At 65.6% G+C, this 24,283-nt stretch carries 24 protein-coding genes; 7 read left to right on the forward strand and 17 right to left on the reverse strand.

From position 1 onward, the window contains the following. Positions 1-25: 25 nt before the first annotated feature. Genes asnS through ggt form a run of 3 tightly spaced genes read right to left on the reverse strand, consistent with a single transcriptional unit; the run spans position 26 to position 3,975 of the window. The gene (asnS, locus tag VFA60_01320; protein ID HZQ90414.1) at positions 26-1,360 is read right to left on the reverse strand and encodes an asparagine--tRNA ligase; all 1,335 of its coding nucleotides are present in this window, start codon (positions 1,358-1,360) and stop codon (positions 26-28) included. A 24-nt stretch (positions 1,361-1,384) separates the two neighbouring features. Continuing rightward, positions 1,385-2,233: a sugar phosphate isomerase/epimerase family protein gene (locus VFA60_01325; protein ID HZQ90415.1), complete on the reverse strand. Its 849-nt coding sequence runs from the start codon at positions 2,231-2,233 to the stop codon at positions 1,385-1,387. Further along, positions 2,233-3,975, reverse strand: a complete 1,743-nt coding sequence (ggt, locus tag VFA60_01330; protein ID HZQ90416.1) for a gamma-glutamyltransferase — start codon at positions 3,973-3,975, stop codon at positions 2,233-2,235. The genes VFA60_01325 and ggt overlap by 1 nt, the downstream gene beginning before the upstream one ends. 337 nt (positions 3,976-4,312) lie before the next feature. Here ggt and rsgA point away from each other — a divergent pair, with 337 nt between their 5' ends. Further along, positions 4,313-5,407 (forward strand): ribosome small subunit-dependent GTPase A, encoded by a 1,095-nt coding sequence (gene rsgA / locus VFA60_01335; protein HZQ90417.1) that lies wholly within the window; start codon positions 4,313-4,315, stop codon positions 5,405-5,407. 75 nt (positions 5,408-5,482) lie between these two features. Here the strand turns inward: rsgA and VFA60_01340 are convergent, their stop codons facing one another. From VFA60_01340 to VFA60_01350, 3 genes are all read right to left on the reverse strand, one after another. After that, positions 5,483-6,646, reverse strand: a complete 1,164-nt coding sequence (locus tag VFA60_01340; protein HZQ90418.1) for a trypsin-like peptidase domain-containing protein — start codon at positions 6,644-6,646, stop codon at positions 5,483-5,485. 79 nt (positions 6,647-6,725) lie between these two features. Continuing rightward, a complete protein-coding gene (gene coaE, locus VFA60_01345; GenBank protein ID HZQ90419.1) occupies positions 6,726-7,367 on the reverse strand; it encodes a dephospho-CoA kinase in 642 nt (213 codons plus the stop codon). 2 nt (positions 7,368-7,369) lie between these two features. Then, on the reverse strand, positions 7,370-8,341 hold the full coding sequence (locus VFA60_01350) for a bifunctional 5,10-methylenetetrahydrofolate dehydrogenase/5,10-methenyltetrahydrofolate cyclohydrolase (protein HZQ90420.1): 972 nt from the start codon (positions 8,339-8,341) through the stop codon (positions 7,370-7,372). Positions 8,342-8,727: 386 nt separating this feature from the next. On the opposite strand from VFA60_01350, the gene VFA60_01355 reads away from it, so the two are divergent. Next, on the forward strand, positions 8,728-8,967 hold the full coding sequence (locus VFA60_01355) for a hypothetical protein (GenBank protein ID HZQ90421.1): 240 nt from the start codon (positions 8,728-8,730) through the stop codon (positions 8,965-8,967). A 199-nt stretch (positions 8,968-9,166) separates the two neighbouring features. On the opposite strand, the gene VFA60_01360 is transcribed toward VFA60_01355, so the two are convergent. Both VFA60_01360 and VFA60_01365 read right to left on the reverse strand, forming a co-directional pair. Then, on the reverse strand, positions 9,167-10,408 hold the full coding sequence (locus VFA60_01360; protein ID HZQ90422.1) for an ABC transporter permease: 1,242 nt from the start codon (positions 10,406-10,408) through the stop codon (positions 9,167-9,169). Positions 10,409-10,631: 223 nt separating this feature from the next. Then, the gene (locus tag VFA60_01365; GenBank protein HZQ90423.1) at positions 10,632-11,051 is read right to left on the reverse strand and encodes a helix-turn-helix transcriptional regulator; all 420 of its coding nucleotides are present in this window, start codon (positions 11,049-11,051) and stop codon (positions 10,632-10,634) included. Here VFA60_01365 and VFA60_01370 point away from each other — a divergent pair. Continuing rightward, positions 11,050-11,238: a hypothetical protein gene (locus VFA60_01370; GenBank protein ID HZQ90424.1), complete on the forward strand. Its 189-nt coding sequence runs from the start codon at positions 11,050-11,052 to the stop codon at positions 11,236-11,238. The two genes, VFA60_01365 and VFA60_01370, sit on opposite strands and share 2 nt — an antisense overlap. 6 nt (positions 11,239-11,244) lie before the next feature. On the opposite strand, the gene VFA60_01375 is transcribed toward VFA60_01370, so the two are convergent. The 6 genes from VFA60_01375 to VFA60_01400 all read right to left on the reverse strand — a co-directional run bounded on the left by VFA60_01375 (position 11,245) and on the right by VFA60_01400 (position 16,545). Beyond that, positions 11,245-12,192 (reverse strand): hypothetical protein, encoded by a 948-nt coding sequence (locus VFA60_01375; protein ID HZQ90425.1) that lies wholly within the window; start codon positions 12,190-12,192, stop codon positions 11,245-11,247. 71 nt (positions 12,193-12,263) lie between these two features. Beyond that, the gene (locus tag VFA60_01380) at positions 12,264-13,946 is read right to left on the reverse strand and encodes a M48 family metalloprotease (protein HZQ90426.1); all 1,683 of its coding nucleotides are present in this window, start codon (positions 13,944-13,946) and stop codon (positions 12,264-12,266) included. 149 nt (positions 13,947-14,095) lie between these two features. Then, positions 14,096-14,266, reverse strand: coding sequence for a DUF5989 family protein (locus VFA60_01385; protein HZQ90427.1), 171 nt, complete (start codon positions 14,264-14,266; stop codon positions 14,096-14,098). Positions 14,267-14,276: 10 nt separating this feature from the next. Beyond that, positions 14,277-16,043: a carbamoyltransferase N-terminal domain-containing protein gene (locus VFA60_01390; GenBank protein HZQ90428.1), complete on the reverse strand. Its 1,767-nt coding sequence runs from the start codon at positions 16,041-16,043 to the stop codon at positions 14,277-14,279. Then, positions 16,040-16,273: a hypothetical protein gene (locus VFA60_01395; protein ID HZQ90429.1), complete on the reverse strand. Its 234-nt coding sequence runs from the start codon at positions 16,271-16,273 to the stop codon at positions 16,040-16,042. The genes VFA60_01390 and VFA60_01395 overlap by 4 nt, the downstream gene beginning before the upstream one ends. Beyond that, the gene (locus VFA60_01400; GenBank protein ID HZQ90430.1) at positions 16,270-16,545 is read right to left on the reverse strand and encodes a hypothetical protein; all 276 of its coding nucleotides are present in this window, start codon (positions 16,543-16,545) and stop codon (positions 16,270-16,272) included. Before VFA60_01400 ends, VFA60_01395 begins: the two co-directional genes overlap by 4 nt. 198 nt (positions 16,546-16,743) lie before the next feature. Here VFA60_01400 and VFA60_01405 point away from each other — a divergent pair, with 198 nt between their 5' ends. Beyond that, positions 16,744-17,952, forward strand: coding sequence for a GDSL-type esterase/lipase family protein (locus tag VFA60_01405; protein HZQ90431.1), 1,209 nt, complete (start codon positions 16,744-16,746; stop codon positions 17,950-17,952). Positions 17,953-18,733: 781 nt separating this feature from the next. Here the strand turns inward: VFA60_01405 and trxB are convergent. Together trxB and VFA60_01415 are read right to left on the reverse strand one after the other, a co-directional pair. Beyond that, on the reverse strand, positions 18,734-19,669 hold the full coding sequence (gene trxB / locus VFA60_01410; protein ID HZQ90432.1) for a thioredoxin-disulfide reductase: 936 nt from the start codon (positions 19,667-19,669) through the stop codon (positions 18,734-18,736). A 192-nt stretch (positions 19,670-19,861) separates the two neighbouring features. Continuing rightward, positions 19,862-20,611 carry a hypothetical protein gene (locus tag VFA60_01415; GenBank protein HZQ90433.1) on the reverse strand — a complete coding sequence of 250 codons (750 nt, stop codon included), beginning with the start codon at positions 20,609-20,611 and terminating at the stop codon, positions 19,862-19,864. 62 nt (positions 20,612-20,673) lie between these two features. On the opposite strand from VFA60_01415, the gene VFA60_01420 reads away from it, so the two are divergent. Further along, a complete protein-coding gene (locus VFA60_01420) occupies positions 20,674-20,874 on the forward strand; it encodes an allantoinase (GenBank protein ID HZQ90434.1) in 201 nt (66 codons plus the stop codon). Positions 20,875-20,895: 21 nt separating this feature from the next. Here the strand turns inward: VFA60_01420 and VFA60_01425 are convergent, their stop codons facing one another. After that, positions 20,896-22,344 carry a DUF4118 domain-containing protein gene (locus VFA60_01425; GenBank protein HZQ90435.1) on the reverse strand — a complete coding sequence of 483 codons (1,449 nt, stop codon included), beginning with the start codon at positions 22,342-22,344 and terminating at the stop codon, positions 20,896-20,898. A 50-nt stretch (positions 22,345-22,394) separates the two neighbouring features. Between VFA60_01425 and VFA60_01430 the strand changes: the two genes are divergently transcribed. Together VFA60_01430 and VFA60_01435 are read left to right on the forward strand one after the other, a co-directional pair. Continuing rightward, positions 22,395-23,516 carry a histidine kinase gene (locus VFA60_01430; protein ID HZQ90436.1) on the forward strand — a complete coding sequence of 374 codons (1,122 nt, stop codon included), beginning with the start codon at positions 22,395-22,397 and terminating at the stop codon, positions 23,514-23,516. Then, positions 23,516-24,223, forward strand: coding sequence for a response regulator transcription factor (locus VFA60_01435; GenBank protein ID HZQ90437.1), 708 nt, complete (start codon positions 23,516-23,518; stop codon positions 24,221-24,223). Before VFA60_01430 ends, VFA60_01435 begins: the two co-directional genes overlap by 1 nt. The last annotated feature ends 60 nt before the right edge of the window (positions 24,224-24,283 follow it).

Raw genomic sequence — 24,283 nt, forward strand, 5'->3', positions numbered from 1 at the left:
TCTGCGCCTCTGCGACGGACTGAACCTACGGATAAATTTTGTGCAGCATCCTGGGAAACGGAATCGTCTCCCGCACGTGCTCCAGGCCGCAAATCCACGCCACGGCGCGTTCGATGCCCATGCCGAAGCCGGCGTGCGGCACGCCGCCGTACTTGCGCAGGTCCAGATACCACTTGAACGCCGACTCCGGCAGGTTGTGCTCGTGGATGCGCTTCAGCAGCAGCTCGTGCGACGCCATGCGCTGCGATCCGCCGATGATCTCGCCGTATCCCTCCGGGGCCAGCACGTCCACGCACAGCGCCAGCTCCGGACGCTGCGGGTCAGGCTCCATGTAAAACGCCTTCACCTGCGCCGGATAACGATGAATCATGACGGGGCGATCGAACTGGCCTGAGATGTAGGTTTCGTCGGGCGAGCCGAAGTCGCCGCCCCACTCGAACTTGGTTTCCAGGGCGCCCTTGGCGAAGCCTTCCTGCAGGAGTTTTACCGCCTCGTCGTAGGTGATGCGCGGGAACGGCGCCTTTACCGTCTCCAGCTTCGCGATGTCGCGCCCGGTCAGCGCCAGGTCCGGCCTCCGGCGCTCCAGCACGCGGGCGACGATGAAGCTGATGAACTGCTCGGCCAGGTCCATGAGGCCGTCGAGCTCGAGATACGCGACTTCCGGCTCGACCATCCAGAACTCGGTGAGGTGGCGGCGCGTCTTCGATTTTTCCGCGCGGAACGTGGGCCCGAACGAGTACACCTTGCCGAGCGCCATCGCCGTGGCCTCGATGTAGAGCTGGCCCGACTGGGTCAGGTAGGCCTGCTCGTCGAAGTAGTCCACCGGGAACAGCGTGGTCGTGCCCTCGCACGCCGCCGGTGTGAGGATGGGCGGATCGGTGAGCGTGAAACCGCGCTCGTCGAAAAAGTCGCGCGCCGCCTTGATGATCTCGGCGCGAATCCGCAGGATGGCCGCCTGCCGCGGCGTGCGCACCCACAGGTGGCGGTGCTCCATGAGGAAGTCGACGCCGTGCTCTTTGAGCGAAATCGGATACGGATCGTCATCGGGCACGCGCTGAATGACGCGCACATCGGTCACGTCGAGCTCGTAGCCGCCGGGCGCGCGCTTGTCGGCGCGAACTTTACCGGTCACCACCACGCTCGACTCCTGCGTGAGCCCCTTCAGCCGCTCAAAGGCTTCCGGCGCGGCGTTCTTCGCTACCACGCCCTGGATCACGCCCGAGCCGTCGCGAAACTGCGGAAAAAGCAGCTTCCCGCTTTCGCGCAGGTTGTACAGCCAGCCCTGAATGGTGACGGACTCGCCCTCGTGCTTTCCGATCTGGCTGATGCTGGTGACCGGCGCTTCAGTTTGCGTTTGCATCGTTGTGTTCACAAATCCTCGGTTCTAGCGCTTCGCCGCGCTGGATCCGGCGCTGGCCGCATGTTCCAGCCGGCTGAATGCTTCGGCGGACTTGTTCGCGACGTCCTGCTTTTCGCCGCCTTCGATTTCGAACAGCAGCGGCGGCACGTGCGGCGCCGAGCGCAGCAGCGACATCGCTTCGGTCCAGTCGATCGAGCCCTCGCCCGGCCACAGGTGCGCGTCGCGATCGCGCGCGTTGTCGTGAACGTGGGTGGAGCGGATGCGCGGCTTCAGAATGCCGAACGCCTCCGCCACGCTGCTCATGATGTGCGCATGCCCGACGTCGAAACACACGCCCACATCGGCAAAGTGCGCCGTATCGAGCAGCTCAACGAGTTTGTCGGGCGCCGACAGTTCGTTCGGGATGTTCTCCACCAGCAGCGTCACCCCCAGGGGGCGCGCGAACGCACGCAGGTGCTCGATCGCCGTGATCGCCGCTTCAAACTTCCGCGGATCGAAGCGTTCGCCGCCCGTGCCCACGTGCTGCACCAGGAAGCGGAACGGCGCGACCTCGGCCACCTCGATGGCGCGCTTGATTTCGTCCATGCTCTCGATCCGCCGCCGCTTCTCCCGATCGACAATGTTCACCGGCTCCGACCCGTCGCGTCCCCAGTCGTAATCGCCGTGCATGGGCGAGTGCATGGAGTTGAATGTCACTCCGGTGGACTGGAACCAGGCGGCAATTTCACGGACGTGCCCGCGGTCGGTGTAGTCGAAGTGCCCGCGCGCCCCGAATATTTCGACCGCCTCGGCCCCGCCGCGCGCCAATTGATCGAGCAGCCCGGGATGCAGCCGCTGCTTCACGAACACGTAAGTGGACGCGGCCCGAATCATCAGTAGCCCACCGCCTTCCCGGTATCGTTGCGCGGATCGCTGGCCCCCAGCCGCTCCCCGTTCTTGGGATCAATCATGATGCACTCACCGTCGCTCCATCGCCCGCTCGGCGAATCCTTCTCCACCGTCACGATGTGATGGCCGCGCTGCTCCAGGATGCGCTGCGTGTCGGGCGAAAACCCGGTGCGCTCCATGTAGAGCAGATCGGGCAGATATTGATGATGGAAGCGAGGCGCGTTCACCGCCTCCTGGATGTTCAGCCCGTGGTCCACCACGCCGGTGAGAATGTTCAGCACGGTCGAGATGATGCGCGGCCCGCCCGGCGAACCGAGCACCAGGAACAACTTGCCGTCTTTCAACACGATGGTCGGCGTCATCGCCGAAAGCGGACGCTTTCCCGGCCCGATCGCGTTCGCCGGCCCCTGGATGAGCCCGTAGGAATTCGGCACGCCTGGCTTGGTCGCGAAGTCATCCATCTCGTCATTCATCAGGAAGCCGAGCCCCGGCAGCGTGACCTTCGATCCGAATCCGCTGTTCAGCGTGGTCGTGACCGCGACCGCGTTGCCGTCCTCGTCAACCACGGAGTAGTGGGTCGTCTCGCTCGGCTCTGCGCCCGCAGCCGCGAACGACGCCACGCGATCCAGATCGTGAAACGCTTCCGGACGCCGCAGGCCGGCGCTCAGCGTCGCGCGCTGCGGCGCGATCGAGTCGCGCCAAGCCGCCCCGTACTTCTTGTCAACCAGCGACGCCACAGGGACCTTCGCGAAATCCGGATCGCCCATGAACTCCGAACGATCGAAAAACGCACGCCGCATCGCCTCCGTCGTGACGTGGATCGCATCGGCCGACCCGGCGCCCATCGCGCGCAGGTCGTAGCCTTCCAGGATGTTCAGCGCCTCAATCAGCGCCACGCCGCCCGACGAGGGCGGCGGCGCGCCAATGATCTCCAGCCCGCGATAGGTGCCGCGCACCGGCGAACGCTCCTTCACTTCATAGGCTGCCAGGTCTTCCGTCGTGATGAGGCCGCCGCCCTGTTGCACTGCCGCGGCAATCTCTTTCGCCAGCGCACCGTGATAGAACTCATCGGGATTGGCTGCGATCCTCTCCAGCGTCTTGGCCAGCTCCGGCTGACGGAAGATGTCTCCCTGCTGGTAGTAATTCCCCTCGCGCTGGAAAATCCGCTTCGACTCGGGGAACTCGGTCAGGCGCCTGTTCCGGAAGCTCGACGCGTCGTTGTAACTCAGCGCGTAGCCTTCGCGCGCCAGCCGGATGGCCGGCTGCATCACGCGGGCGAGCGGCAGCTTGCCCCACTTCTTTTGTGCGTACGCCAGTCCGGCGACCGAGCCGGGCACGCCCGACGCTTTGTATCCCACCGTGCTTGCATCTTTGATGACGTTGCCTTCGGCGTCCAGATACATGTTCGCGGTGGCCCGCGCGGGCGCCTTCTCACGAAAGTCGAGGAAGCGCGCTTCGCCGTTCGCCATGCGCATCAGCAGGAATCCGCCACCGCCAATGTTCCCGGCCACCGGGTGCACCACGGCGAGCGCAAATCCTGTAGCGACCGCCGCATCCACCGCGTTGCCGCCCGCCTGCATCATCTCGACCCCGGCGCGGGAGGCCAACTCGTGCACGCTCACCACCATCGCCTTCGACGCGTGCTCGGGACGCACGCCCGCGGCCAGCGCTGCCGAGCTGAGCAGCAGCACCGTAACTACGGCTGAAATTGGCCGGATCGGCTTCAATCAGGGTCCTCGCGGCTTGTCCCTAACCTACTGTTCCAGAAGAACTTGGGAAGAGCATGACGTGGCGCCCAGCCGCCGCGCCGTGGGGACGGCGAAGCTTGAGGCTAGCCCAGCGGAGAAGGTGGCGTCAAATGCGAAAACCCACTTCAAACCGCCGACGCCGGGGACTACAAGATGCGATGGCTGGGTGGCTTTTGCTACCCTATCGCCGATCGCTTCTGCCTATGACTGCCATCCTCTAACCCGCAGCGGTAACTGTGCCGGGCCGGCGCCAGAGTTGCGCCTCCACTGCTCGGTGCGCGGGTCTGGTTGTCTCCCAACAAATCGAGAGGATGAAATGCAACTCACGCGACTGGGTTGGAACCCGTTGATTGCATCGCAGTTTTCTGAGGTTGCCGCGCCCGGCATCGAGCCGGCGCGGGTCACGCTCCGCCACAGCCAGATCTATCGCGTCAGCGCCGAGCGCGGAGACCTGCTCGCCGAGGTCGCCGGACGCCTCCGCCACCACGCCACCGGTGCTCACGAACTACCCGCTGTCGGCGACTGGGTTGCCATCAAGCCCGCCGGCGCCGGCAAGGCCATCATCCGAGCGGTGCTGCCACGCTCGAGCAAGTTCTCGCGCAAGGCCGCCGGACGCGTGAGCGAGGAGCAGGTTGTCGCCGCCAACGTTGACACCGTGCTCCTCGTGGCCGGCCTCGACAACGACTACTCGCCCCGCCGCATCGAGCGCTATCTCGTCATGGCCTACGAGAGCGGAGCGGTACCCGTCGTGGTGCTGAACAAGGCCGACCTGTGCCCGGACGCTCAGATCGAAGCTCGCGCCGCCGAAGTCCGGTCGGTCGCGCTGGGCGTTCCCGTACACATCATGAGCGCCGCCGGCGGCGCGGGACTCGAGCAGCTCGCGCGTTATGTCGTTCCGGGCCGCACGGCGGCGCTGCTTGGCTCATCGGGCGTGGGCAAGAGCACCATCATCAACCGCCTGCTCGGCGCCGACGCTCTTCCCACGCGACCCGTTCGCGAGCATGACCAGACCGGCCGGCATGCCACGACGCATCGCGAGCTGCTGATCGTGCCGCCGGGCCCGCTCACCCCGGAAGGAGGCCTCATCATCGACACGCCGGGCATGCGCGAGCTCCAACTCTGGGACGCGGGCGAAGGCATGCACGCCGCGTTCGACGAAATCCAGACGCTCGCCGCCGCCTGCCGCTTCTCCGGCTGCTCGCATCACGGCGAGCCCGGCTGCGCCGTCGAGCAGGCCGTCATCGCCGGCGGCCTCGCCGCCGAACGCCTGGAAAGCTTCCGCAAACTGCAGCGTGAACTCGCGTGGCAGGAGACGCGCATTGACAAGTGGGCCGAGCTGGAGCGCAAGCGCAAGTGGAAGACGATCCACAAAGCGGCGAGGAAGTATGTGAAACCGAGGGACAGTGGATAGTGGACAGTGGATCGTGAAAGGCGCGGGCCAACCGCGCTTTCAACTATTCACCGTCCACTGTCCACCCTCCACTCCTTACGCCGTCTGCTGGGCTTCGCCGAGCACGACCTTGAAGGTCATCTTCTGCTTGCCGCGGAAGACGGTCACGGTAACGGTGTCGCCGGTGCGATGGCGGTTCATCATGTCGTTGTAGTCCTGCAGGCTGCGCATCTCCTTGTCGTCGATGGCCACGATCAGGTCGCCGCCCAGCATGATCTCCATGTTGCCGAGGTAGGCTCGCTTGTTGCCGCCGCGCAGGCCGGCGCGCTCGGCGCTGCTGCCGGGCGTCACGTAGATGATCAGCAGCCCGGAATCGGCCGCCAGGCCCATCTCGTCGGCCAGTTCCGGCCCGATGGGCAGCGCGCGCACGCCCAGCGAGGGACGGCGCACGTGTCCGTACTGCCGCAAATCTTCCACGAACACCTTGGCGCTGGTGATGGGAATGGCAAAGCCGACGCCCGCGCTCTGCTCCACCCCGCCCTGTCCGGTGGCGATGAACGTGTTGATCCCGATCACCTCGCCCTTGGAGTTCAGCAGCGGCCCGCCGGAGTTTCCGGGGTTGATTGCGGCGTCCGTCTGGATCGCCTTATCGATCACGGCGCCGCTCGGCGAGCGCACCGATCGGATCGAGCTGATGATGCCGCGCGTCATCGTCCCGTTCAGCCCGAAGGGATTGCCGATGGCATACACCTTCTGTCCGACCAGCAGGTTGGCGGAATCTCCGATCGGGATTGCCGGCAGGTCCTTGGCATTGATCTGCAGCAGCGCCAGGTCGTTGGTGCGGTCGTAGCCGACCACTGCCGCCTTGTACTTTTTCTGGTCGTGCAACGTGACCTCGATCTGCCGCGGGTTGAGCGAGATCACGTGGAAGTTCGTCAGGATGTGCCCTTCCTTGTCGATGATGAAACCGGAACCCTGCCCTTCTTCCGGCACCGGGCCGTAGAAGAAGTCCCACGCCACCGCTTTCGACGTGACGTTGACCACTGACGGCACCACGCGCCGGTACACATCCACGTTGTTCTGTTCATCCGAATCCAGCGCGACGGGCGCCGCCGCGTGGCCCACTTCGATGTCCGCCGGCGGCGTCACCCACGACGGAGTGCTCCCGCCCGAGGTCGAACGCGTCACCGGCCGGTTCGTGACCCAGTAGAAGACGCCCACCAGCGCCATCGCAAAAAGCAACGGTCGTATGCTCTTCATAAGTGCAAAACTCACGCTTGCTGCCCGGTTCATCCGTCAGGGTGCCTCCTGCTGCTCAGACGTACCGGGCGTTTCGAGGTTATCGGGGTGCAGCCCTCGTCAGCCCGCGCAGCTGTTCGAGCACTTTTTCGGCCTGCGCTTCCGCATCGGCCGGCGTGCCGCAGTTATGGATTACGTAGTCGGCCGCGCGGATCTTTTCCGAATCGGGCAACTGTGCCGCGCAGATGCGCTCCACTTCCACTCGCGCCGCTTCCAGCGGCATTCCGGTGCGTCGCGCAAAGCGCTCCACCTTCTGCTCCGGCCGGCAGGTGACGACAACCAGCTTGTCGAAGCGCCCCGCGACGCCCGCCTCCAGGATCAGCGCCGCCTCCACCATCGCAATCGCGCCGGGCTCGCGCTCGCCCACCTGGCGCATCCACTCGTCCTGGCGCGCGATCACCTCCGGATGCACGATCGCATTCAGCTCCGCGACACGCGTGCTGCCGTCGGCCGCGGGAGTGAACACCGTGGCGGCCAGCAATGGCCGGCTGATCAGGCCATCCGGCTGGAGAATGCCCCGCCCGAAGCGCCGCACCACTTCCTCGTAGGCCGGCTGCCCGGGCTGCATCACCTGGTGCGCGATTTCATCGGCCCGCGCCACGTGCACGCCGCGGCGCGCGAACATCTCCGCCACGGTGCTCTTGCCGCACGCCACGCCGCCGGTCAGGCCAACGCGCAGCAAGCTCAGCGCCGCCCGCCGGCGGTGACCGGCGCGGAAGCCTCCCCTGCTTCCGCGGCTTCTTTCTCGCGGCGCAGCCGCGCCGCCTTCACCGTGTTCGACATCAGCATTGCAATGGTCAGCGGCCCAACTCCGCCAGGCACCGGCGTGAGCGCGCCGGCAACTTCGGCCACCTCGGGATGTACATCGCCCACGAGTACGCTTCCCTTGTTTGCGAACTGCTCGGCCTTCTTCCCGTTCCCGGCAAAAAGGCGCTCGAACTCGGCGCGGTCAGTCACGCGGTTCATGCCCACGTCCACCACCGTGGCGCCCGGGCGAACGAAATCGCGCGTGATCATGCCCGCGCGTCCAATCGCTGCCACCAGGATGTCTGCCGAGCGGCACACGCCGGGCAGGTCGCGCGTTTTCGAGTGGCACACCGTCACGGTCGCATTGGCGTTGATCAGGAGCATCGCCATCGGCTTGCCCACAATGTCGCTCCGTCCGACTACCACCGCGTTGCGGCCTTGAACTTCGATGCTGTTCCGCCGCAGCAGTTCCATGATCCCCGCCGGCGTACATGGAACCAGCCCGGGACGCTGCGTCGAGAGCCGGCCCACGTTCATCGGATGGAAGCCGTCCACGTCCTTGTCGGGCGAAACCGCCAGCAGAACTCTCTTGGCGTCCACCTGCGCCGGCAATGGAAGCTGCACGAGGATCCCGTCAATCTCCTCGCGCCGGTTCAGATCGTCCACCGCCTCCAGCAGCTCCTGCGTGGTCACCGACTCGGGTGGCGTGATCTGCTCGCTGTAGATTCCGACCTGCTCGCTTGCCTTGATCTTGCCGCGAACGTAGATCTCCGATGCAGGATTGTGCCCAACCAGGATTACCGCCAACCCGGGCCGCATTCCCTGCGCCGCCATCTCGCGCACGTGCTCGGCCGCCTCAGCCTTGATCTGCGCTGCCGCTTTTTCTCCATCCAGAAGGATCGCTGACATGTTTTTTCTGATTCTAATGCAGCGCCGCCGGACCCAGCGAGCTGCCGACAGGGTCTCTGGGCCTTCTTCTGGGCGAACAGGCCACCTCCGAGCTCCCGAAAGCTGGCCAGAGTACCCGTGCCAGATTGTCACCCGCGGGCCAAACCGGCCAACCCATGAGGTTCAGCAGCTAAGCTGTTCATTTCATGATAGATGCCGTGGTGCCAGCGGCTTTTCCCACCACCAGGGCGTAAATAGTTTTGCACATCCTGTGCGGTCGTCCGTTCCGTATATAGAGCAAGGACATTATTTGCTGGGCTTTACCCGGCTTTGGAGTGGCAATTAATTTGCACGCAACAAACTAAGGTGCAGCCGAGTCTAATGGGCAGAGGGTCCAAGGGTCGGAGGTGGAGACGGTGACGATTGAACGGTTTTCCGTACCCGAGCTGACGGCTCTCCGGAACGAACTGGTTCAGGGAGGGCTCGATACGAGGCAGGCGGCCGAGTTGCTCCAGGTCTTCCTGTCGGGACGCGGCTACGGTGTTTCCCCGGAGGCAGCGTTCGATGCTTCCATTCGCGTGGAGGGTTCCGGCTGCTCGCTGGAATCCATCCAGAAGGAACTGGAAAATTTGGCTCTGGTGATGTAATCCCGCCTTCCAAACGGGAGGGCGCCGACCAGGTCCAACCAGAAAGCCGGGCGAACCAGCCCGGCTTTTGCTTTTGTACCTCGCTGCCGGCTGCTGGCAAGAGCCTTCGCGTCCTTTGTGCCTTGTAGTGCCCTTTGTGTCCGCAGTTGGTCTTGCCTTTGTGTCAGCCAGAAGCCAGGAGCCGGCCGCCAGCAGCAACTCATTCGTAGCGCAGGCTTTCGATCGGGTCCAGCTGCGCCGCCCTGGTCGCCGGCACGGTGCCGAACAGCACGCCCACCAGCGACGACACCGCGATCGCGATGACCGCCGACAGCCCGGAAATGGGAATCCTGAAGCTGGTGAAGAACCGCACCGAAAACGGCAGCGCCAGCCCGATCACCGTCCCGACAAAGCCCCCCACCAGGGCGATGAAAACGGCCTCGGTCAGGAACTGTGTGCGGATTTCGCGCCGCGTGGCGCCGATCGCTTTGCGAATCCCGATCTCACGAATACGCGCGCTCACGTTGGCCAGCATGATGTTCATGATACCCACGCCGCTCACCACCAGCGTCACCATCGCCACCAGCATCAGCACCAGCGTCAGTGCGTTCGCCGTCTTTGCCGCCACGTCGAGCAGTTGCGTCAAATTCTGCACCTTGTAGACCGACTCGGGCCGGTGCCTGCTCTTGATCACTTCGCCGATGGCATGGCTGGCCCGCGGCACGTCCGATGAATCCGACGTCGAGAAAAACAGCTGCTTGGTGAAGTCCGTTCCGGTGAAGTAGCGCGCCACCGTGTACGGGATCAGGATGGTGTCGTCGGAAACTTCCGACTGTCCGAATGTCTCCACCTGTTCGCGGAAGGTACAAATCACCGTGAAGGGCAGGCCGGTGATCTTCAGCGTCTGGCCGATCGCCGCGTCCTGGCTGCCGTAGGTGCGCTCGGCGAACTTGTCGGTGACGCACGCCACCTTGTTGCGCGAGGCCGTATCTTCCGAATCGAAGAAGCGCCCGGCGGGCAGCGCAAGATTTCGGATCCAGCGATAGTCCGGGCTCACGCCCAGCACCTGCACGTCGCGCTCCTTGCCGCCGCCCACCGGAATGCGCTCCTGCAACTCCATCATGGGCGAAGCGGCGCGCAGGCCCGGCACCTGCTCCTGCACGGCGCGCATGTCGTCAACCGTGAGGTAGTCCTGCGGCACCGCGCTCACCGCGCTGTTCCCGCCGCCCGAGTACTCGGCGATGATCATATTGGCGCCGATCCCCTGGATCAGGCTCAGCACGTACTGCTTGCCGGTGAGCGCGATCGTGGTCACCAGGATCAGCGACATGGTGCCGATCACCATGCCCACCGCGGTCAGCGCGAAACGCACCTTGTTCAACTGGAACGAGTCCATCGCCACGCGGCAGACTTCGCTGAACAGCATGCGCGAACCGCAGTTCTCGAGGATCGGATTCTGCATAGAACTATGATCGCTCCGGCGCGACTCGATTGCATCTTGTTTGATGCACTCAGTACCGATACCGCGCCATCTGCTTCGCTCAGTTACCGTGAACGTTGTGGCGTCGGGCGCCCGCGCCCCAGGGCCACTGTCCCGGACCATGTGGCGCGGACGCCCTCGCCGGCGAGCAAGCCGCCGCTGCTTTTCAGGTCCAGGACTCGAAACGTGAAACTCGAAACCTGTTTTACGGCCTCACAATCATCACTTCCGTCGCTTTCACCAGCGCGGCCGCCGTGTCGCCGCGCTTCAGGCGCATCTCGCGCGCCGCGTCGGCCGTGATGATCGCCGTAATCTTCTGCCCCCCGATGGAAAGCCGCACCTGCGCCAGCAGGCCCTCGATGCGCACTTCGAGCACGCGCCCGATCAGCTGATTGCGTCCACTGATGTGCCGGAAACCCTGCCGGCTGCCCTCAGGCTGACGCGCCGCGGCGCGGTGCAGGAATTTGTCGAGCTCGCTCTCGGGAATGCGGTGATGCCCGCCGGGTGTGACCACCGTGCGCAACCGCTTCTTGTAGATCCACTGTTTCAGGGCGGGATAGCTCACGCCAAGGACCGCCGCCGCGTCACGCGGCTTCAGCAGCGTTCCCGAAGGCTTGGCGGGCATGCCGCGAATTCTACAGGCCCGCAACGCGCCGTCCAACCGCCTCGGCGCCTGCGCCGACGGCAATCCCGACAATTTCGCCTTTCCGCCGACCTCGTGGGACGCCTGCGTGGCGCAGATTGCCAGCCGCCGCAGGCTGGCGCGCCGCGCTCTGGGGAAGCTTTGTCAGCCGGGCGTGAACGCCGTGTAGCCGCGGCTACGGCTGCCACGCAAGCAAGCCCTCACCCGCCGGTCCCACCGTAAGCAGCAGGCGCTTCTCCGGCTGCTTGCAGTCGAGCAGCGTGCTGCCCTGGTACCACGGCTGGATGGGCAGCTTGTAAGGCGCGTCCTTCAGTTCGATCTGCATCACCACCGCTCCGGAAGGAAGCTGAAGTTGCGCCGCGCCCTCGCCGTTGATGGACGTTGTCTCGTCGCGATTGTTCACCAGCAGCGTGTACGCCTTCGACGACACATTGCGCTTGGTGTAGCGAATGCGCAGCTCGATGTTGCACTTCTCGGAAGCCGCATTCACGATGTTCGGCGCCGTGCCCGTCGGCACCAGCATGGGCGCCTGCTCGATCGTCTGCTGGCTCACGTCGTGCGCAAACCCACGCGCGATCTTGCCGATGGGCTGTTTCTCGAACGGACGCGGTCCGCTCGAGGCAAACCACGAGACCGGCGGACCGAAGTCCCACCACGGATTCAGCGCCATCGCTGCCGTCAGCGCGGTGAAGTCCTCTTTGCGCAGCACCTGCGTGAACTCGCGCTTGGGACCGGATTTGCCGTTGGCGGTCTCGCGCAGCGTCGCCGTGATCTTCAGCGTCGTCGGCCCGCGGCGGTTGCGGTCACTGTCAAACTGCGTGACCAGCACCGCGTCAACGTTGGCGTTGCGCGCGTAGTCCTGGATCCAGTCGTCCGCCGCCGGCGTGTACACGCCTCCGGGCATAAGCAGCACCGGCTCCACCGATCCGCTGCCCTGCAACTCGCGGTACAAAATGAAGGTGAGGTTGCGGGCGAAAACGTCACCGAACGACTCGCCTGACATGTCGTACACCGGCATGATCCCGACCAGCACCTTCGCTTGCGGCGGCGCGGCAAACAATGCGGGCGCTGATGCAACGACCGTCAGCAACAGCACAGCTCCAACCAGGTTCCGTGTTCGCATATTCCCTCGAAAAGCTGCGTCGAAAATGCGGGGCGCTCCCCGCCGGAGCGCCCGCTTGTCTGCGTGCCGGGCTACTTTGTCGCCGCGCTCGCCTTCTTCACCGCGGGCGCAGGCCGCGCCGGCGATGACGTGCTGCTCGGCCCCTGCTGCGCCGGCGAATCGGTCGCGACGCCGATCATTTGCGGCAGCGTCTTCGGCGAGCTGCCGGTGGTGTTCACCGGATCAACCCACTTGGTCGAGACCACCGATGCCGGCGGCACATACCAGCTCGTATCGCCCGCCAGCAGGAAGTAGTCATAAAGGATGTGCATGTTCCCCGGCAGCGCGCCGCCGTGGTCGCGCTGGTAGAGCAGCACGAACGTCTTCAGCTCCTTCAGGATCTCGCCTTGCGGCGGGTTCGGCTGATTGATGAGGTACAGCGCGTAGTCCAGGTGCGGATCGGCGAAGGCGAGCCGCCCGGCGTCGAGCTTGATCGCCGCCTGGAAGTATTTCACCGCCTGCTGCTTGTCTTCCTGCGTGCGTCCGGTAAGCGCCAGCACCTTGCCGAGGTAGTAGTGCGCCAGCGGATCGTTGGAGCGCTGCGAGACGGCTTCTTCCAGGTTGTCGCGCGCCTCGGCGAACAGATCGTAGTCGAGCGCCACAATGCCGTTGTCGCGCTTCAGCGCCGACATCACCAGGTTGTACTCGCCGCTCGATCCGGTCAGCCCGGCGTCTTTGAGACGCTTTTCCAGGTCGGCCTTGTACTTGTCCCCCAGCATCGCCTGGATCTTCGATGTGCGCTCTTTCACACGCGCAGGATTCCCGATGAATCCCAGACCCAGCCTTGGGTCGGCCTTCACCACGCGATCGAGCGTGGCGTACAGCCGCGGCACCTCGCGCGCGTCGTAATTCTGTTCGAGCATGTACTTGAGCGCGTTCTCGTCGGCTTCGTCTTCGTAAACCACGGACCAGTTGGTGGGGATGAATTTATTGCGAAACAGGTAGCTGCCGGCGATGTAGCCGGTCAGCGTTCCCAGGCCCGCGCCGGTGAAAATGTCGCGCGCCGAGCCGCCCGCGCCGCGGCCGATCAATCCGCCGGCCACGCCCATGCCCAGGCTCAGCAGCGCGCGCTTCTTCTCCGCGCTCTCTTCTTTCTGCTGCCAGTAAATCTCCTCGATGATGCTGTTGCGCAGCTTGTTATAGAAGTGATTGCGCTCCACGTGCGCCACTTCATGCGCCAGCACGTAGGAGAGCTGCGCTTCGTTGTCGAGCATGGCGATCAGCCCGGTGGAAACGTAAATCGTTCCCGTCGAAATCGTCTCGGCTCGCGGTTCGGGATCGAGCAGCACACGGAAGGCGAAGACGTTCGGGCTGTCTTTCGGCACCAGCCGCTGTCCCAGGCTGTTCACGTAACGCGCCACGATGGGATTGTCGTAGAGTTGGCCGAAGTCGTTGCGAAAGTCGGCCACCTGGAGCGCGCCTTCCGTCAGCCGGTTCGAGAGGTTCACGCGGTAGGCAAAGTCCAAGTCGCGATGCCGCAGCTCCGACCAGGCCGACTCGATGCGGTCCTTGGTCTCCTGCTGCTGCGCGATCTTGTCCATCTCCTGCTTGTCTTTGTCGGTGTAATCGGGCGCGGCGCCCACCGCGGCGGGCTTGTTGTCCGGCTGGTTTTTCTTACCGCCGGGAATCACCTTGCCGAACTGTGCAACCGACGGCGTGGCGAACGCGAAAAGCGTGAACAGCAAAATGGCGAAAAACGGTCGGCGGGCAGACATGTTCCTCCTTGGCTGGCCGGGTAATCGCTGAAAGGGGGAGGCGCCCAACTAGCTTGTGACGCGTGTCGCGGGAACTATACACCCGCCAGAGTAGTTGCTCAACGAGAAGGCAGCAGCAGCCGCGCGCGAATCGCGCCCGAGGGAGAAGTCTAGAAACCTGGATACACGAAGCGCGTGACGGCTGAGAATTGCGCGAAGACGATCAACAACCCGGTGAGCAGAACGATGACCAGCAGCGGAATCAGCCACCACTGCTTGCGGCCGCACACGTAGCGAAACAATTCGACGACCGTTCCCAGCCTGCCTTCAACTCCTGCCAATTGGGGACCCTCACTGCTTTTTTAGCACGCAGTTGCCCAGCACCAGAACATCGAGACCGCTGTTGCGAAATGTTTTCAGGGCGTCGGCCGGCGTGGCGACCATGGCTTCACCGCGCAAATTGTAGCTGGTGTTCAGCAGCACCGGCGTGCCCGTCGCCTGGCCGAATGTTTCCAGTAGCCGGTGATAGCGCGGGTTCCATTCCGGCCGGACGGTTTGCAACCTCCCCGTCCCCATGTGGTTCACCGCGGGCAGCCGCTCGCCCGCGTCGCGCCGCCACGGATGCACCACGAGCATGTAGCGCGCCAGATATCCGCCGAGTTGGTGTTCGGGCACTTCGAAGTAGCGCGGCGCTTCGGTCTCGGCGATCACCGGAGCGAACGGCCGGAACGGCTCGCGGAACTTGATCTTGGTGTTGACCACGTCCTTCATCTCGGCGCGGCGCGGATCGGCCAGGATGCTGCGGTTGCCCAGCGCGCGCGGTCCCCATTCGAAGCGTCCCTGGAACCAGCCAATCACCTTGCCGCTCACGAGTTCGCCGGTGACTGCGGTGATGAGCTTGTCGTCGTCATGAAAGACCTCAGCGCCGATTCCCTGCTCGCGCAGGAACGGCGCGATCTGCTCGTCGTAGCTCTCGCCGAGGTAAGCATCTTCCATCACGAAGCTGCGGCGCGCGCCCAGCACTGCGTGGCACACGTAGAGCGCCGCGCCCAGCGCGCCGCCGGAATCGCCCGCCGCCGGCTGGACGAAGACGCTCCTGAAGCCCGACTCGCGCACAATGCGTCCGTTGGCCATGCTGTTCAGCGCCACGCCGCCCGCAAAGCAGAGGTCCTCTTCGCCGGTGTCGCGGCGCAGCGCGCGCGCCATCTTCAGCAGCACGTCCTCGGTGAAGCGCTGAATGCTGGCGGCGACGTCGGCGTAATGCCGGTTCCGGCGCAGCGCCTCCGCCGCATGCTCGGCGCCGGAGACGAAGAACTCGCTTTCCGGCGGGCGCGGCTCGCCGAACAGTTCGACGAACCTGGGTGAGTAGGGCACGCGAATCGAACTCTGGAAGCGAAAGTAGCTCAGGTCGAGTTCCAGCGAGCCGTCGCCGGCCACGCGCGCGATCTTCTCCACCCGATCCAGGTAGCGCGGCTCGCCGTACGGCGCCATGCCCATCACCTTGTACTCGCCTTCGTTCACTTCGAAGCCGAGAAACGCGGTGAACGTCGAGTAGAGCAAGCCGAGCGAGTGAGGGAAGCGCATCTCGCGCCGCAGCACGATGGAGTTCCTGCCGCTGCCGTCCCAATCGGCTTCGCCGGTTCCCCAGGTCGCGGTGGACCATTCGCCGACGCCGTCAACCGTGAGCAGCGCGGCGCTGCGGTACGGCGAGCAGAAGAAGGCGCTGGCCGCGTGCGAAACGTGATGGTCGGCAAACAGGATGCGTTCGGCGGGCAGTCCGAGGGCAGACATCAGCTTGCTCTTGATCCAGAGCTTCTCCTGCATCCAGCCGATCATCGCTTCGGCGAAGAACTCGCGCGACGCGGGAAAGGCGCCGATCGCGGTGGTCAGGATGCGCTCGAACTTGGCGAAGGGGCGCTCGTAGAAGACGGCGTAATCCAGGTCGCGCGCGGTGATTCCGCCGCGGCGCAGGCAGAACTCCGCGGCGCGCGCGGGAAACGCGCGGTCGTGCTTGATGCGGCTCAGGCGCTCTTCTTCCGCCGCGGCGACGACGCGTCCGTCCCGCACGAGCGCGGCGGCCGAATCGTGGTAGTAGCACGAAATCCCGAGGATGTTCATGCGCCCTGTCGCCTGGCGTCGTCCAGCGTCGCGTCGGGCGGCTTGCGCTCATGCGTGAACGACGCGCCGCGGAACTTCGGCAGCAGCGGATTGCCGGAAATCCGCGCCAGCAGCGCGATCGGGCCGAGAACCACGACGTAGACGACCGACAGCCACAAGCGTCCCTGGAAGGCGGCGACATCGCGGCTGAAGTCGAGCCAGTGGTTCCAGAACTGGCGGGCGCGCGTCATTGCGTGAGGCCGTGGAGACCGCGCGGCAGGCGCTTGAGCCACTGCACGAGCGCGCCGCAGCCGAGGCAGATCGCCAGCCACGCGAAGAAATTCGGCCCGAGCACGCGCAGCCGAACGTAGTACGCGGCGCCGAGCAGGGCCCCGAGCAGAGCGATGTCGGCGAGCGCCGGAAGCGCAGGCACGCGGCGACCGGCGCGAATGCGCGTGCCGATCACCGCGCCCGCCGAAACTCCAAACAGAGCCAGCGAAATGGCGACCAGTGCGTTCAGCATAGCGGGAAAGCAAATCTTACCTTGATTCCCGCGAGTGCGGCGAATGCCGCAAGAGGCGCTGCCGGCTTCCGGCTGTTCGCCCAAACCAAACGCGACGGGCGCCCCACTCAAGCCCTCTGTTGGCTTGCGAGGGTGAGTTCACCGGGCGGCGTCACACGCTCGCACCGGGAGCGTGATAAGTTGACGCGACCGCGAGACATGCCTGCTCCCACGTCCACGCCCTCACGCGCCGCGCCTGCTCCGCTCGTTCAGCGCATCGCGCTGATGGCGCCGCTGCTCGTCTCGGTCGCCGCCGGCCTGCTGTTCGGCGAGCTGATGGTGCGCGTCTTCCGCCCGACGGTGATCCGCGGGCCGATGTTCGACTACGTGAACGGCCTCAGGTCGATGACGCCGGACACGCGCGCGCGTATCTACGTTCCCGGCCAGTTCGACACCATCCAGACCACCGGACCGGAGCGCTTCCGCGGCGCGCGCAGCTACGCGCGGCAGCCCGCGCCGGGCGTGGCGCGCATCGTCGCGCTGGGCGACAGCTTCACCTTCGGCGAGGGCGCCAACGACGACGAAAGCTATCCCGCCGCGCTCGAGCGCCGGCTGCGCGAGCGCGGATGGAACGCGGAGGTCGTCAACGCGGGTGTCGGCGGAACCGGCACCGGCGAGCAGGCGCTCTATTTCGACGAGTACGTTCGCCAGTTCCAGCCGAGCATTGTTCTGCTCGGCGTGGTGGGCAACGATCCCGATGACGACGCCAACCGCGGGCTCTTTCGCCGCGACGGGGCGGGAAAGCTCGCGCCCGTGCCTGCTTCGGAGCGGGAGCGAGCGCAGGGGCGCGCGTTCCGCATCTCGCGCGCGGTGCATCGCTTTCCGCCGGTGGCGTGGCTTTACAACCACTCCGAGCTGATCACGCTCGCCGAAGACCTGCTGCGCGCCGCGCTGCAACCGCGCGGCGCGGCGGCGAGCGGGACGAGTTCTTTCAGCGGCGCTGCCGCGGCCGAAGCCCGCGAACGGCGCTGGGACCTGAAACTCACCGCCGACGAAATCGCCTGGCTCGCCGAGCGCGTCCGCACGACGGGCGCGCAGCTCGTCGTTGTTTACCTGCCGGCGTACACGTCGGTGTACAGCGTCTCCGGCAACGCCGACGAAGAAAAACGGCGCCAGCAGGAGGCGCGCATCGCCGAAGCCGCGGCGGCCGGCGCGCGACAGGCGGGCGCGCCGTTTCTCGATCTGCGTCCGAGTGTGCAGCAGGCGTACGCCGCGGGACATCCGAGGCCCGGCGCGAAAGCGCCGGGGCCGGCGCTGTATCACCGCGGCCTGGACGAGCATCCGACCGCGGCAGGATACCGAGCGTTCTCCGATGCGATCGCGGGGTGGCTGGCCAGCAGCGGCGTGCTTGCGCGGCCGCAGAAGTAAGTCCCGCCCAAGAGCGCCACCCGGGACGCCTCCCTCGCGCTGCTCAGTCGGCGCTCCGGGTGGCAATGGAGGGGAGCAGCCCCGGCCTTGCCTGGCGCCAGGCCCCGGGGTTGAAGCCCCTTTGCCTATCGGCTGTCGTTTCACCAGCCTGAAGGCCGGTGCTCCCACTACCCGGCGAGGACGCCCACGCAACGCAAGCCGCATTGCGGGACGCTTGCGACGAGGTATCCCCCTCCCCCTCGGTCTTTGCGAATCAATGCTGTAGCGGAAAATTCCCGCTGATACAGGCGATGCAAAGGACTTAGAGGCAAATACAGTCGCCGTAAGGACTTAGCGGGCGATTTTGAGTTGTCAAAGAGCTTTGTGCCAAAGGCGAATCGAGCGGGATAGACGAACATGTGGCAGGACTGCCTCTTGACATTTAGGGCCGCGGCTGAAGCCGCACATTCAGGAAGACCGGGATTTCACCGGGCTGAAGCCCGGTGCTTCCACCGACGCCGGCCTGGGGCTCCAATCACAAATTTCCTGAGCCCGCTGGGATGCCGGCTCAGGGGTGGCTCCTCTTGGGTTTTGTTCGTGCAGGGTCGTTCAGCCGGCTTTCCGGCCGAAATTGCAACAACGGGATGGCCCGCGAGGCCCGCGGATGTGGCTGGCGCAGCGGGACCCTCTCAGGGTCAAGCGTCAAGGGTCATCCGGGCAATCCGGAAAAATACGGTGGCTACGGGTGGAGGCGGCGTGCTGCCGTCCGGTGTGGATGAAAGAGTGCCGCTGGTGTCCGTGGTCAGCGTCCGTGCTCTTCGAGGAACTTTTCCACCTCGATGGCCGCCATGCAGCCGGTGCCGGCGGCGGTGATGGCCTGGCGATAGCGGCGGTCCTGCACGTCGCCGCAAGCGAAGACGCCGGGGACGCGGGTGAAGACGTAGTCGCGCGTGCGCAGATATCCGTCCTGGTCGGTGTCGAGCTGGCCGGTGAACATGGCGGCGTTGGGGATGTGTCCGATGCCGAGGAACATGGCGCTGGTGGGAAAGTCGGAGACGGCGCCGGTCTTCAGATTGCGCAGCTTGAGGCCGGTGACTTCTTTCTTCGCGACGTCGAAGACGTCTTCGACGACGGTGTCGGTGAGGAACTTGATCTTGTCGTGGGCGCGGGCGCGCTCGAGCATGATCTTGCTGGCGCGGAACGTGTCGCGACGATGGATGATCGTGACCTTGGTTGCAAACCGCGTGAGAAAGAGCGCTTCTTCCATGGCCGAGTCGCCGCCGCCGATGACGGTGATTTCCTTCCCGCTGAAGAAGAAGCCGTCGCAGGTGGCGCAGGAAGACACGCCGTGCCCGATAAGCGCCTGCTCGCTGGGCAGCCCAAGCCAGCGCGCTGACGCGCCGCTGGCGATGATGAGCGTGCGGGTGCGCAGTCCGTTTCCTCCGCCGAAGTCGAGCGTGAACGGGCGCTTGCTGAGGTCGGCGCGGACGAGGTGCCCGGTGCGGTATTCGGCGCCAAAGCGCGCGGCCTGCCTGCGCATGTTGTCGATCAGCTCGGGCCCCTGAATACCTTCGGGGAAGCCGGGGAAATTTTCCACCAGCGTAGTGAGCGAGAGCTGCCCGCCGGGCTCGTGGCCTTCGATGACGAGCGGCTTGAGGTTGGCGCGCGCGGCGTAGAGCGCGGCGGTGAGCCCGGAACATCCCGAGCCGATGATGATGGTGTCGCGAATGTCAGACATGGGGGTGATTGAGTAGATTCAGCAGCGACGGCTTTTGATTCGGGTCCGAAATCCGAGGACCTTCAACGCAGAGGGCGCGGAGGACGCTGAAGAACGCAGAACGGCAAAGCTCTTCCCGACAAAGGACACGAAGGCAGGTTGAACGGCGCCGGCGAGGCTGCGCACTTTCCCGCGAGTTTGGGCGGGCCGGTGTCATTTGGGTGCGGCGGCAGTTGCCGAAGCTTTCTTTGCAGGCCCGGAATTCGTGGCCTTCGCCGCGGGAGCGGTTTTTGCGCCAGCCGTCGTGCCGGGCACGCCGAGGCGCGCCAGGTCGGCGGCAACGGTGCGCGGAGCGTCCATGGCGCGGCGGTAGGCGCTCATCAGCCTGGTGGCGCCGGCAAAGAGCGGCTCGTAGGCGTGCTGGTCCACGTCTGGACAGCGCGAGAGCGAGTACGCGCCCTTGCCCAGGCGCTCGATGCGGATGCGGCTGGCCGGCGTCTGGCTGGCGAGGACGGCGGCGGGCATGCCGCTGGTGACTTTGTCTTCCAGGGCGACCTGCACCAGGTCGGCGGGATCGCGCAGCCGGAAGACGAGCGTTTCCGCCATGCCGAGCGCATCGTGGCTGAAGGTGTACTGCGCGGTGACAAAGGGCGAATCGGCGGCGAACTCGCGGCGCAGGCGGACCCAGTGGGAGACGGGCGCGTCGGGCGCGGTGCTGCGTCCGCGGGCGACCTCGAAGTCGGCGACAAAGCGCGGGCGCTCGGGAATGCGCGCCAGCGCGGCCGCGATTTCCTTCTGCTGGTCGGCGTCGGGCATGCAGACGTTCAGGTAGTTCACCTTGACGGGCGGCGTGGACTTGGCTCCGGGCTGCCGAGCTTGCGGCGAAGTTGCCGGTGGCGCCGCGGTTTGCGCGAAAGCAGCCGCGCTGAGAACCGCAAAAAGAAGGATGGGGAGGGCGCGCACGTGCGGCATTGTAAACCACGCGCGGAAACGGCCCGGCGACCGCCACTTGCTAGAATCGCATCATGGCGAAGCTGGCACTGGTGTACGGCATGCGGTTGCTGCCGGCCGATGAAATCGTGCAGCTGGGCGACGCGCCGGTGAAGCTGAAGAACGGACGCGAGGCGCGCGTCACCCTGCATCTGCTGGAGGGCAGCAAGGAAGACATCGAAAAGCAGCTCAAAGGCAGCCTCGAAGCCTTCTTCGATTTCTATCCCGAGATCTGACCGTGCGCGTGCCCCGGCGGGTCAGCCCCGCGGGTCGGCTGGAACCGTGAACCAGAACACCGAGCCGTGTTCGCGCTGGCTCACCACTCCAATTTGCCCGCCGTGGGCCTCGACGATCGCCTTCGCGATGGCCAGTCCCATGCCGGTGCCTTGCACGCGGTAGCGCTGGTCGCGTCCGCGGTAAAACTTATCGAAGATCAGCGTCTGCTCGAAGTCGTCGATGCCGGGGCCGGCGTCGGCCACGCTGAAGCGCACCGCCTTCTCGCCGTCGCGCTCGGCGGTGATCCGGATCGGCGCCTCTTGCGGTGAATACTTCGCCGCGTTTTCCAGCAGGTGCAGCAGCACGTCGCGGATGCGGCCGGCGTCCACGCGCACGTTGGGCAGGCCGCCGGGCGCGTCCACTTCAACGCGGCGTCCTTCCAGGGTTGCGCCGGCTTGGCGCACGGCGCGCTCGATGACCTCGCGTACCGGATGCGACTGCAACTGCAGCTCGACCTGGTTGGCGTCGAGCTGCGCCATCTGCGTGGCTTCGCTCACAAGACGGTCGAGGCGGTCGGCTTCTTCGTTGATGACGAGGATCAGGTCGCGGAGCTGGTCGGCCGCGACGGCGGGGCCGTCGAGGATGGTGGTGGCCGACGCCTTAATGGCGGTGAGCGGCGTGCGGAATTCGTGCGTCACCGAATCGAGGATGGCGGAGCGCAGCTTTTCGCCTTCGCGTGCCGCTTCGGCGCGCGCCAGCGATTCGACCGCGCCGGCGCGCTCGAGCGCGATGGCGATCAGGCTGCCGATGGCTTCCTGCGTCGCGCGCGAGATCGAATGTCCGGCAGTGCCGACAGCGCCGACGGACTTCACGCCGAGTCGAATCGGAACCACGCTGGTGTCGGTGGCCGGGTCAAACACCGGCTCGCCTCGCGACGCGACCAGGCGCAAAGTGACTGCGTCGAGGTTCGCGCTGCCGGGGCCGGAGCGATACACGTCGGCGTGGCCGGCGGCCAGCACTGCCGACGCCCGCGCGCCGAAAGCTTCCACGATGTAGCGCGGCAGGAGGTTGAGCAGTTCGGCCACGCTCTCACTCGCCAGCAACTGCTGGGTGAAGTTGTACAGCCGCTCGACCTCGCGGCGGCGCTGCGTGGCGTCGTGAGCTTCGCGGCGCGCGCGCTCGGCGAGCTGGCTGGCAATGATCGCGGTGGCAAGAAACGCGAACAGCGCGACCCAGTTCTGTGTTTCGGCGATGGTGAAGGTTCCAAGCGGCGGCAGAAAGAAGAAGTTGAACGCCAGGGTAGCGGCGATGGCGAAGGCAATGGCATACCACAATCCCCAGCTTGCCGAGACGATCAGGACGGCCAGCAGGAAGGTGAGCGCCACGGTTGTCGGGTTCGCATGGATGACGATGCGATAGAGCGCGACCAGGGCGAACAACACCGCCAGCATCGCCGCGCCGCGCGCAAACTTGACAATGACCCCACGCACGAGCGCATTGTACGCTGTGGGTTGCGGCACATTTTCGCCGCGCAGACATCGTGCACAAGACCCCCGAACAATGGCTGGAAGTGGCCGCTCCTGAGAAGAAACAGGGCGTATTCAAGCTCTGGCTTGGCTACTCGCCGGGCGTGGGCAAGACGTACAGCATGCTGAGCGAGGCGATTCGCCGCCACAGCCGCGGCGAGGACGTGGTGATCGGCGTGATCGAGACGCACGGACGGAAGCCGATCGCCGAACTGGCGTCGCGCCTGGAAGTGGTGCCGCGCAAGAAGCTGGAGTACAAGGGCGCGCAGTTCGAAGAGATGGACGTGGACGCGATCCTGGCGCGCAAGCCCGCCGTGGCCGTGGTGGACGAACTCGCACACACCAACATTGAGGGCAGCAAGCACGCCAAGCGCTACGAAGACGTGATGGAGCTGCTGGACGCGAAGATTGACGTGCTCTCCACCGTGAACGTGCAGCACGTGGAAAGCATTTCACCCATGGTGCAGCGGATCACGGGAGTGATCGTGCGCGAAACGGTGCCCGACTGGGTGATGCAGCGCGCGGGGGAAATCGTGATGTCTGACCTGACGCCGGAAGCGCTGCAGACGCGCATGCGGCGCGGCGACATCTATCCGGTGGACCGCGCCGAGCGCGCGCTGGGCAACTTTTTCCGGCGCGGCAACCTGATTGCTTTGCGCGAGCTTGCCCTGCGCCAGGTGGCGCAGCAGGTGGACCGCACGCTGGAGACGTACCGCGCGCAGGAGCACCTGGAGGGCGAACCCCAGGTCCGCGAGCGCATCGTCGTCTCGGTAAGCTCGAACCCGGCAGCGCAGTACCTGATCGCCCGCGGCGGCCGCATGGCGCACGCGATTGACGCCGAGTTCTACGTGGCCTACGTGGACATGGGCCAGGACACGCGCGACGAAGACCGCCGCACCCTGGCGGAAAATATCCGCTTCGCGGAAAACATGGGCGCGACGGTCGTGAAGCTGCAAGGCAGCGACGTGGCCAGCACACTGGCAAAGTTCGTGCGCGACAAGCACATTACGCAGGTGATCTTCGGGCGATCGGCAACCAAGGGCTGGCGCCGCTATCTCTACCTTTCCGCCGTGCAGCGCTTCCTGCGCGACGCGCCGCCGGTCGACGTCCACATCGTGACGCAAGAGGCCAAATAGTGGCGGAGACGCGCGCCGCCGAGCATCGCCGCGTCCTGCTGGTGGATGACGAGCCGCAGATCACGCGCGTGCTGCGCACCGGACTGGCCGCTGAAGGCTACGACGTGCGCGTGGCCAACGACGGCCGCTCGGCCTTCGACCTGTTCCAGGCGTGGACGCCCGACATCGTCGTCACCGACCTGGCGATGCCGGAGATGGACGGCCTGGAGCTGTGCACGCGCATCCGCGAGCACTGGCAGACGCCGATCATCGTGCTGTCGGTGAAGGGCGAGGAGCGCAAGAAGGTGCAGGCGCTGGACGCCGGCGCCGACGACTATGTGACCAAGCCGTTCGGCATGAAGGAACTCTCCGCGCGCATTCGAGCCACGCTGCGGCGCGCGCCGGCGCGCGAGACGCCGCCGCAGAAGATCCGCATCGGCGCCTTCGACATTGACGTGGAGGGCCACACCGCTGCGCTGCGCGGGCACGAGCTGCGGCTGACGCCGAAGGAATTCGACCTGCTGGTGTATTTTGCGCAGCATCCGCACAAAGTCATCGGGCACCGCGCGCTGCTCTCAGCGGTGTGGGGCGCCGAAAGCGCGGGTCAGACCGAGTATCTGCGCGTCTTCGTCGGGCAGATGCGCAAGAAGATCGAGCCCAGGCCCGAGGAGCCACGCTACATCGTGACCGAGCCGCGCGTCGGCTACCGCTTCGAGCCGGGCGAGTAGGCTCGAATGGGCGAACCTTTATAAACATTTTAGGCAGCGCTTACACATATCTTGCGGGCG

The sequence above is a fragment of the Terriglobales bacterium genome, assembly GCA_035651995.1.
Lineage (GTDB): Bacteria > Acidobacteriota > Terriglobia > Terriglobales > Acidobacteriaceae > DASRER01.

Coding starts and splice junctions, on each gene's coding strand:
- asnS (HZQ90414.1), bottom strand. CDS start 1,360: ATGCAAACGCAAACTGAAGCGCCGGTCACCAGCATCAGCCAGATCGGA.
- VFA60_01325 (HZQ90415.1), bottom strand. CDS start 2,233: ATGATTCGGGCCGCGTCCACTTACGTGTTCGTGAAGCAGCGGCTGCAT.
- rsgA (HZQ90417.1), top strand. CDS start 4,313: ATGCAACTCACGCGACTGGGTTGGAACCCGTTGATTGCATCGCAGTTT.
- VFA60_01340 (HZQ90418.1), bottom strand. CDS start 6,646: ATGAAGAGCATACGACCGTTGCTTTTTGCGATGGCGCTGGTGGGCGTC.
- VFA60_01350 (HZQ90420.1), bottom strand. CDS start 8,341: ATGTCAGCGATCCTTCTGGATGGAGAAAAAGCGGCAGCGCAGATCAAG.
- VFA60_01360 (HZQ90422.1), bottom strand. CDS start 10,408: ATGCAGAATCCGATCCTCGAGAACTGCGGTTCGCGCATGCTGTTCAGC.
- VFA60_01370 (HZQ90424.1), top strand. CDS start 11,050: ATGCCGCGAATTCTACAGGCCCGCAACGCGCCGTCCAACCGCCTCGGC.
- VFA60_01365 (HZQ90423.1), bottom strand. CDS start 11,051: ATGCCCGCCAAGCCTTCGGGAACGCTGCTGAAGCCGCGTGACGCGGCG.
- VFA60_01375 (HZQ90425.1), bottom strand. CDS start 12,192: ATGCGAACACGGAACCTGGTTGGAGCTGTGCTGTTGCTGACGGTCGTT.
- VFA60_01380 (HZQ90426.1), bottom strand. CDS start 13,946: ATGTCTGCCCGCCGACCGTTTTTCGCCATTTTGCTGTTCACGCTTTTC.
- VFA60_01390 (HZQ90428.1), bottom strand. CDS start 16,043: ATGAACATCCTCGGGATTTCGTGCTACTACCACGATTCGGCCGCCGCG.
- VFA60_01395 (HZQ90429.1), bottom strand. CDS start 16,273: ATGACGCGCGCCCGCCAGTTCTGGAACCACTGGCTCGACTTCAGCCGC.
- VFA60_01400 (HZQ90430.1), bottom strand. CDS start 16,545: ATGCTGAACGCACTGGTCGCCATTTCGCTGGCTCTGTTTGGAGTTTCG.
- VFA60_01405 (HZQ90431.1), top strand. CDS start 16,744: ATGCCTGCTCCCACGTCCACGCCCTCACGCGCCGCGCCTGCTCCGCTC.
- trxB (HZQ90432.1), bottom strand. CDS start 19,669: ATGTCTGACATTCGCGACACCATCATCATCGGCTCGGGATGTTCCGGG.
- VFA60_01420 (HZQ90434.1), top strand. CDS start 20,674: ATGGCGAAGCTGGCACTGGTGTACGGCATGCGGTTGCTGCCGGCCGAT.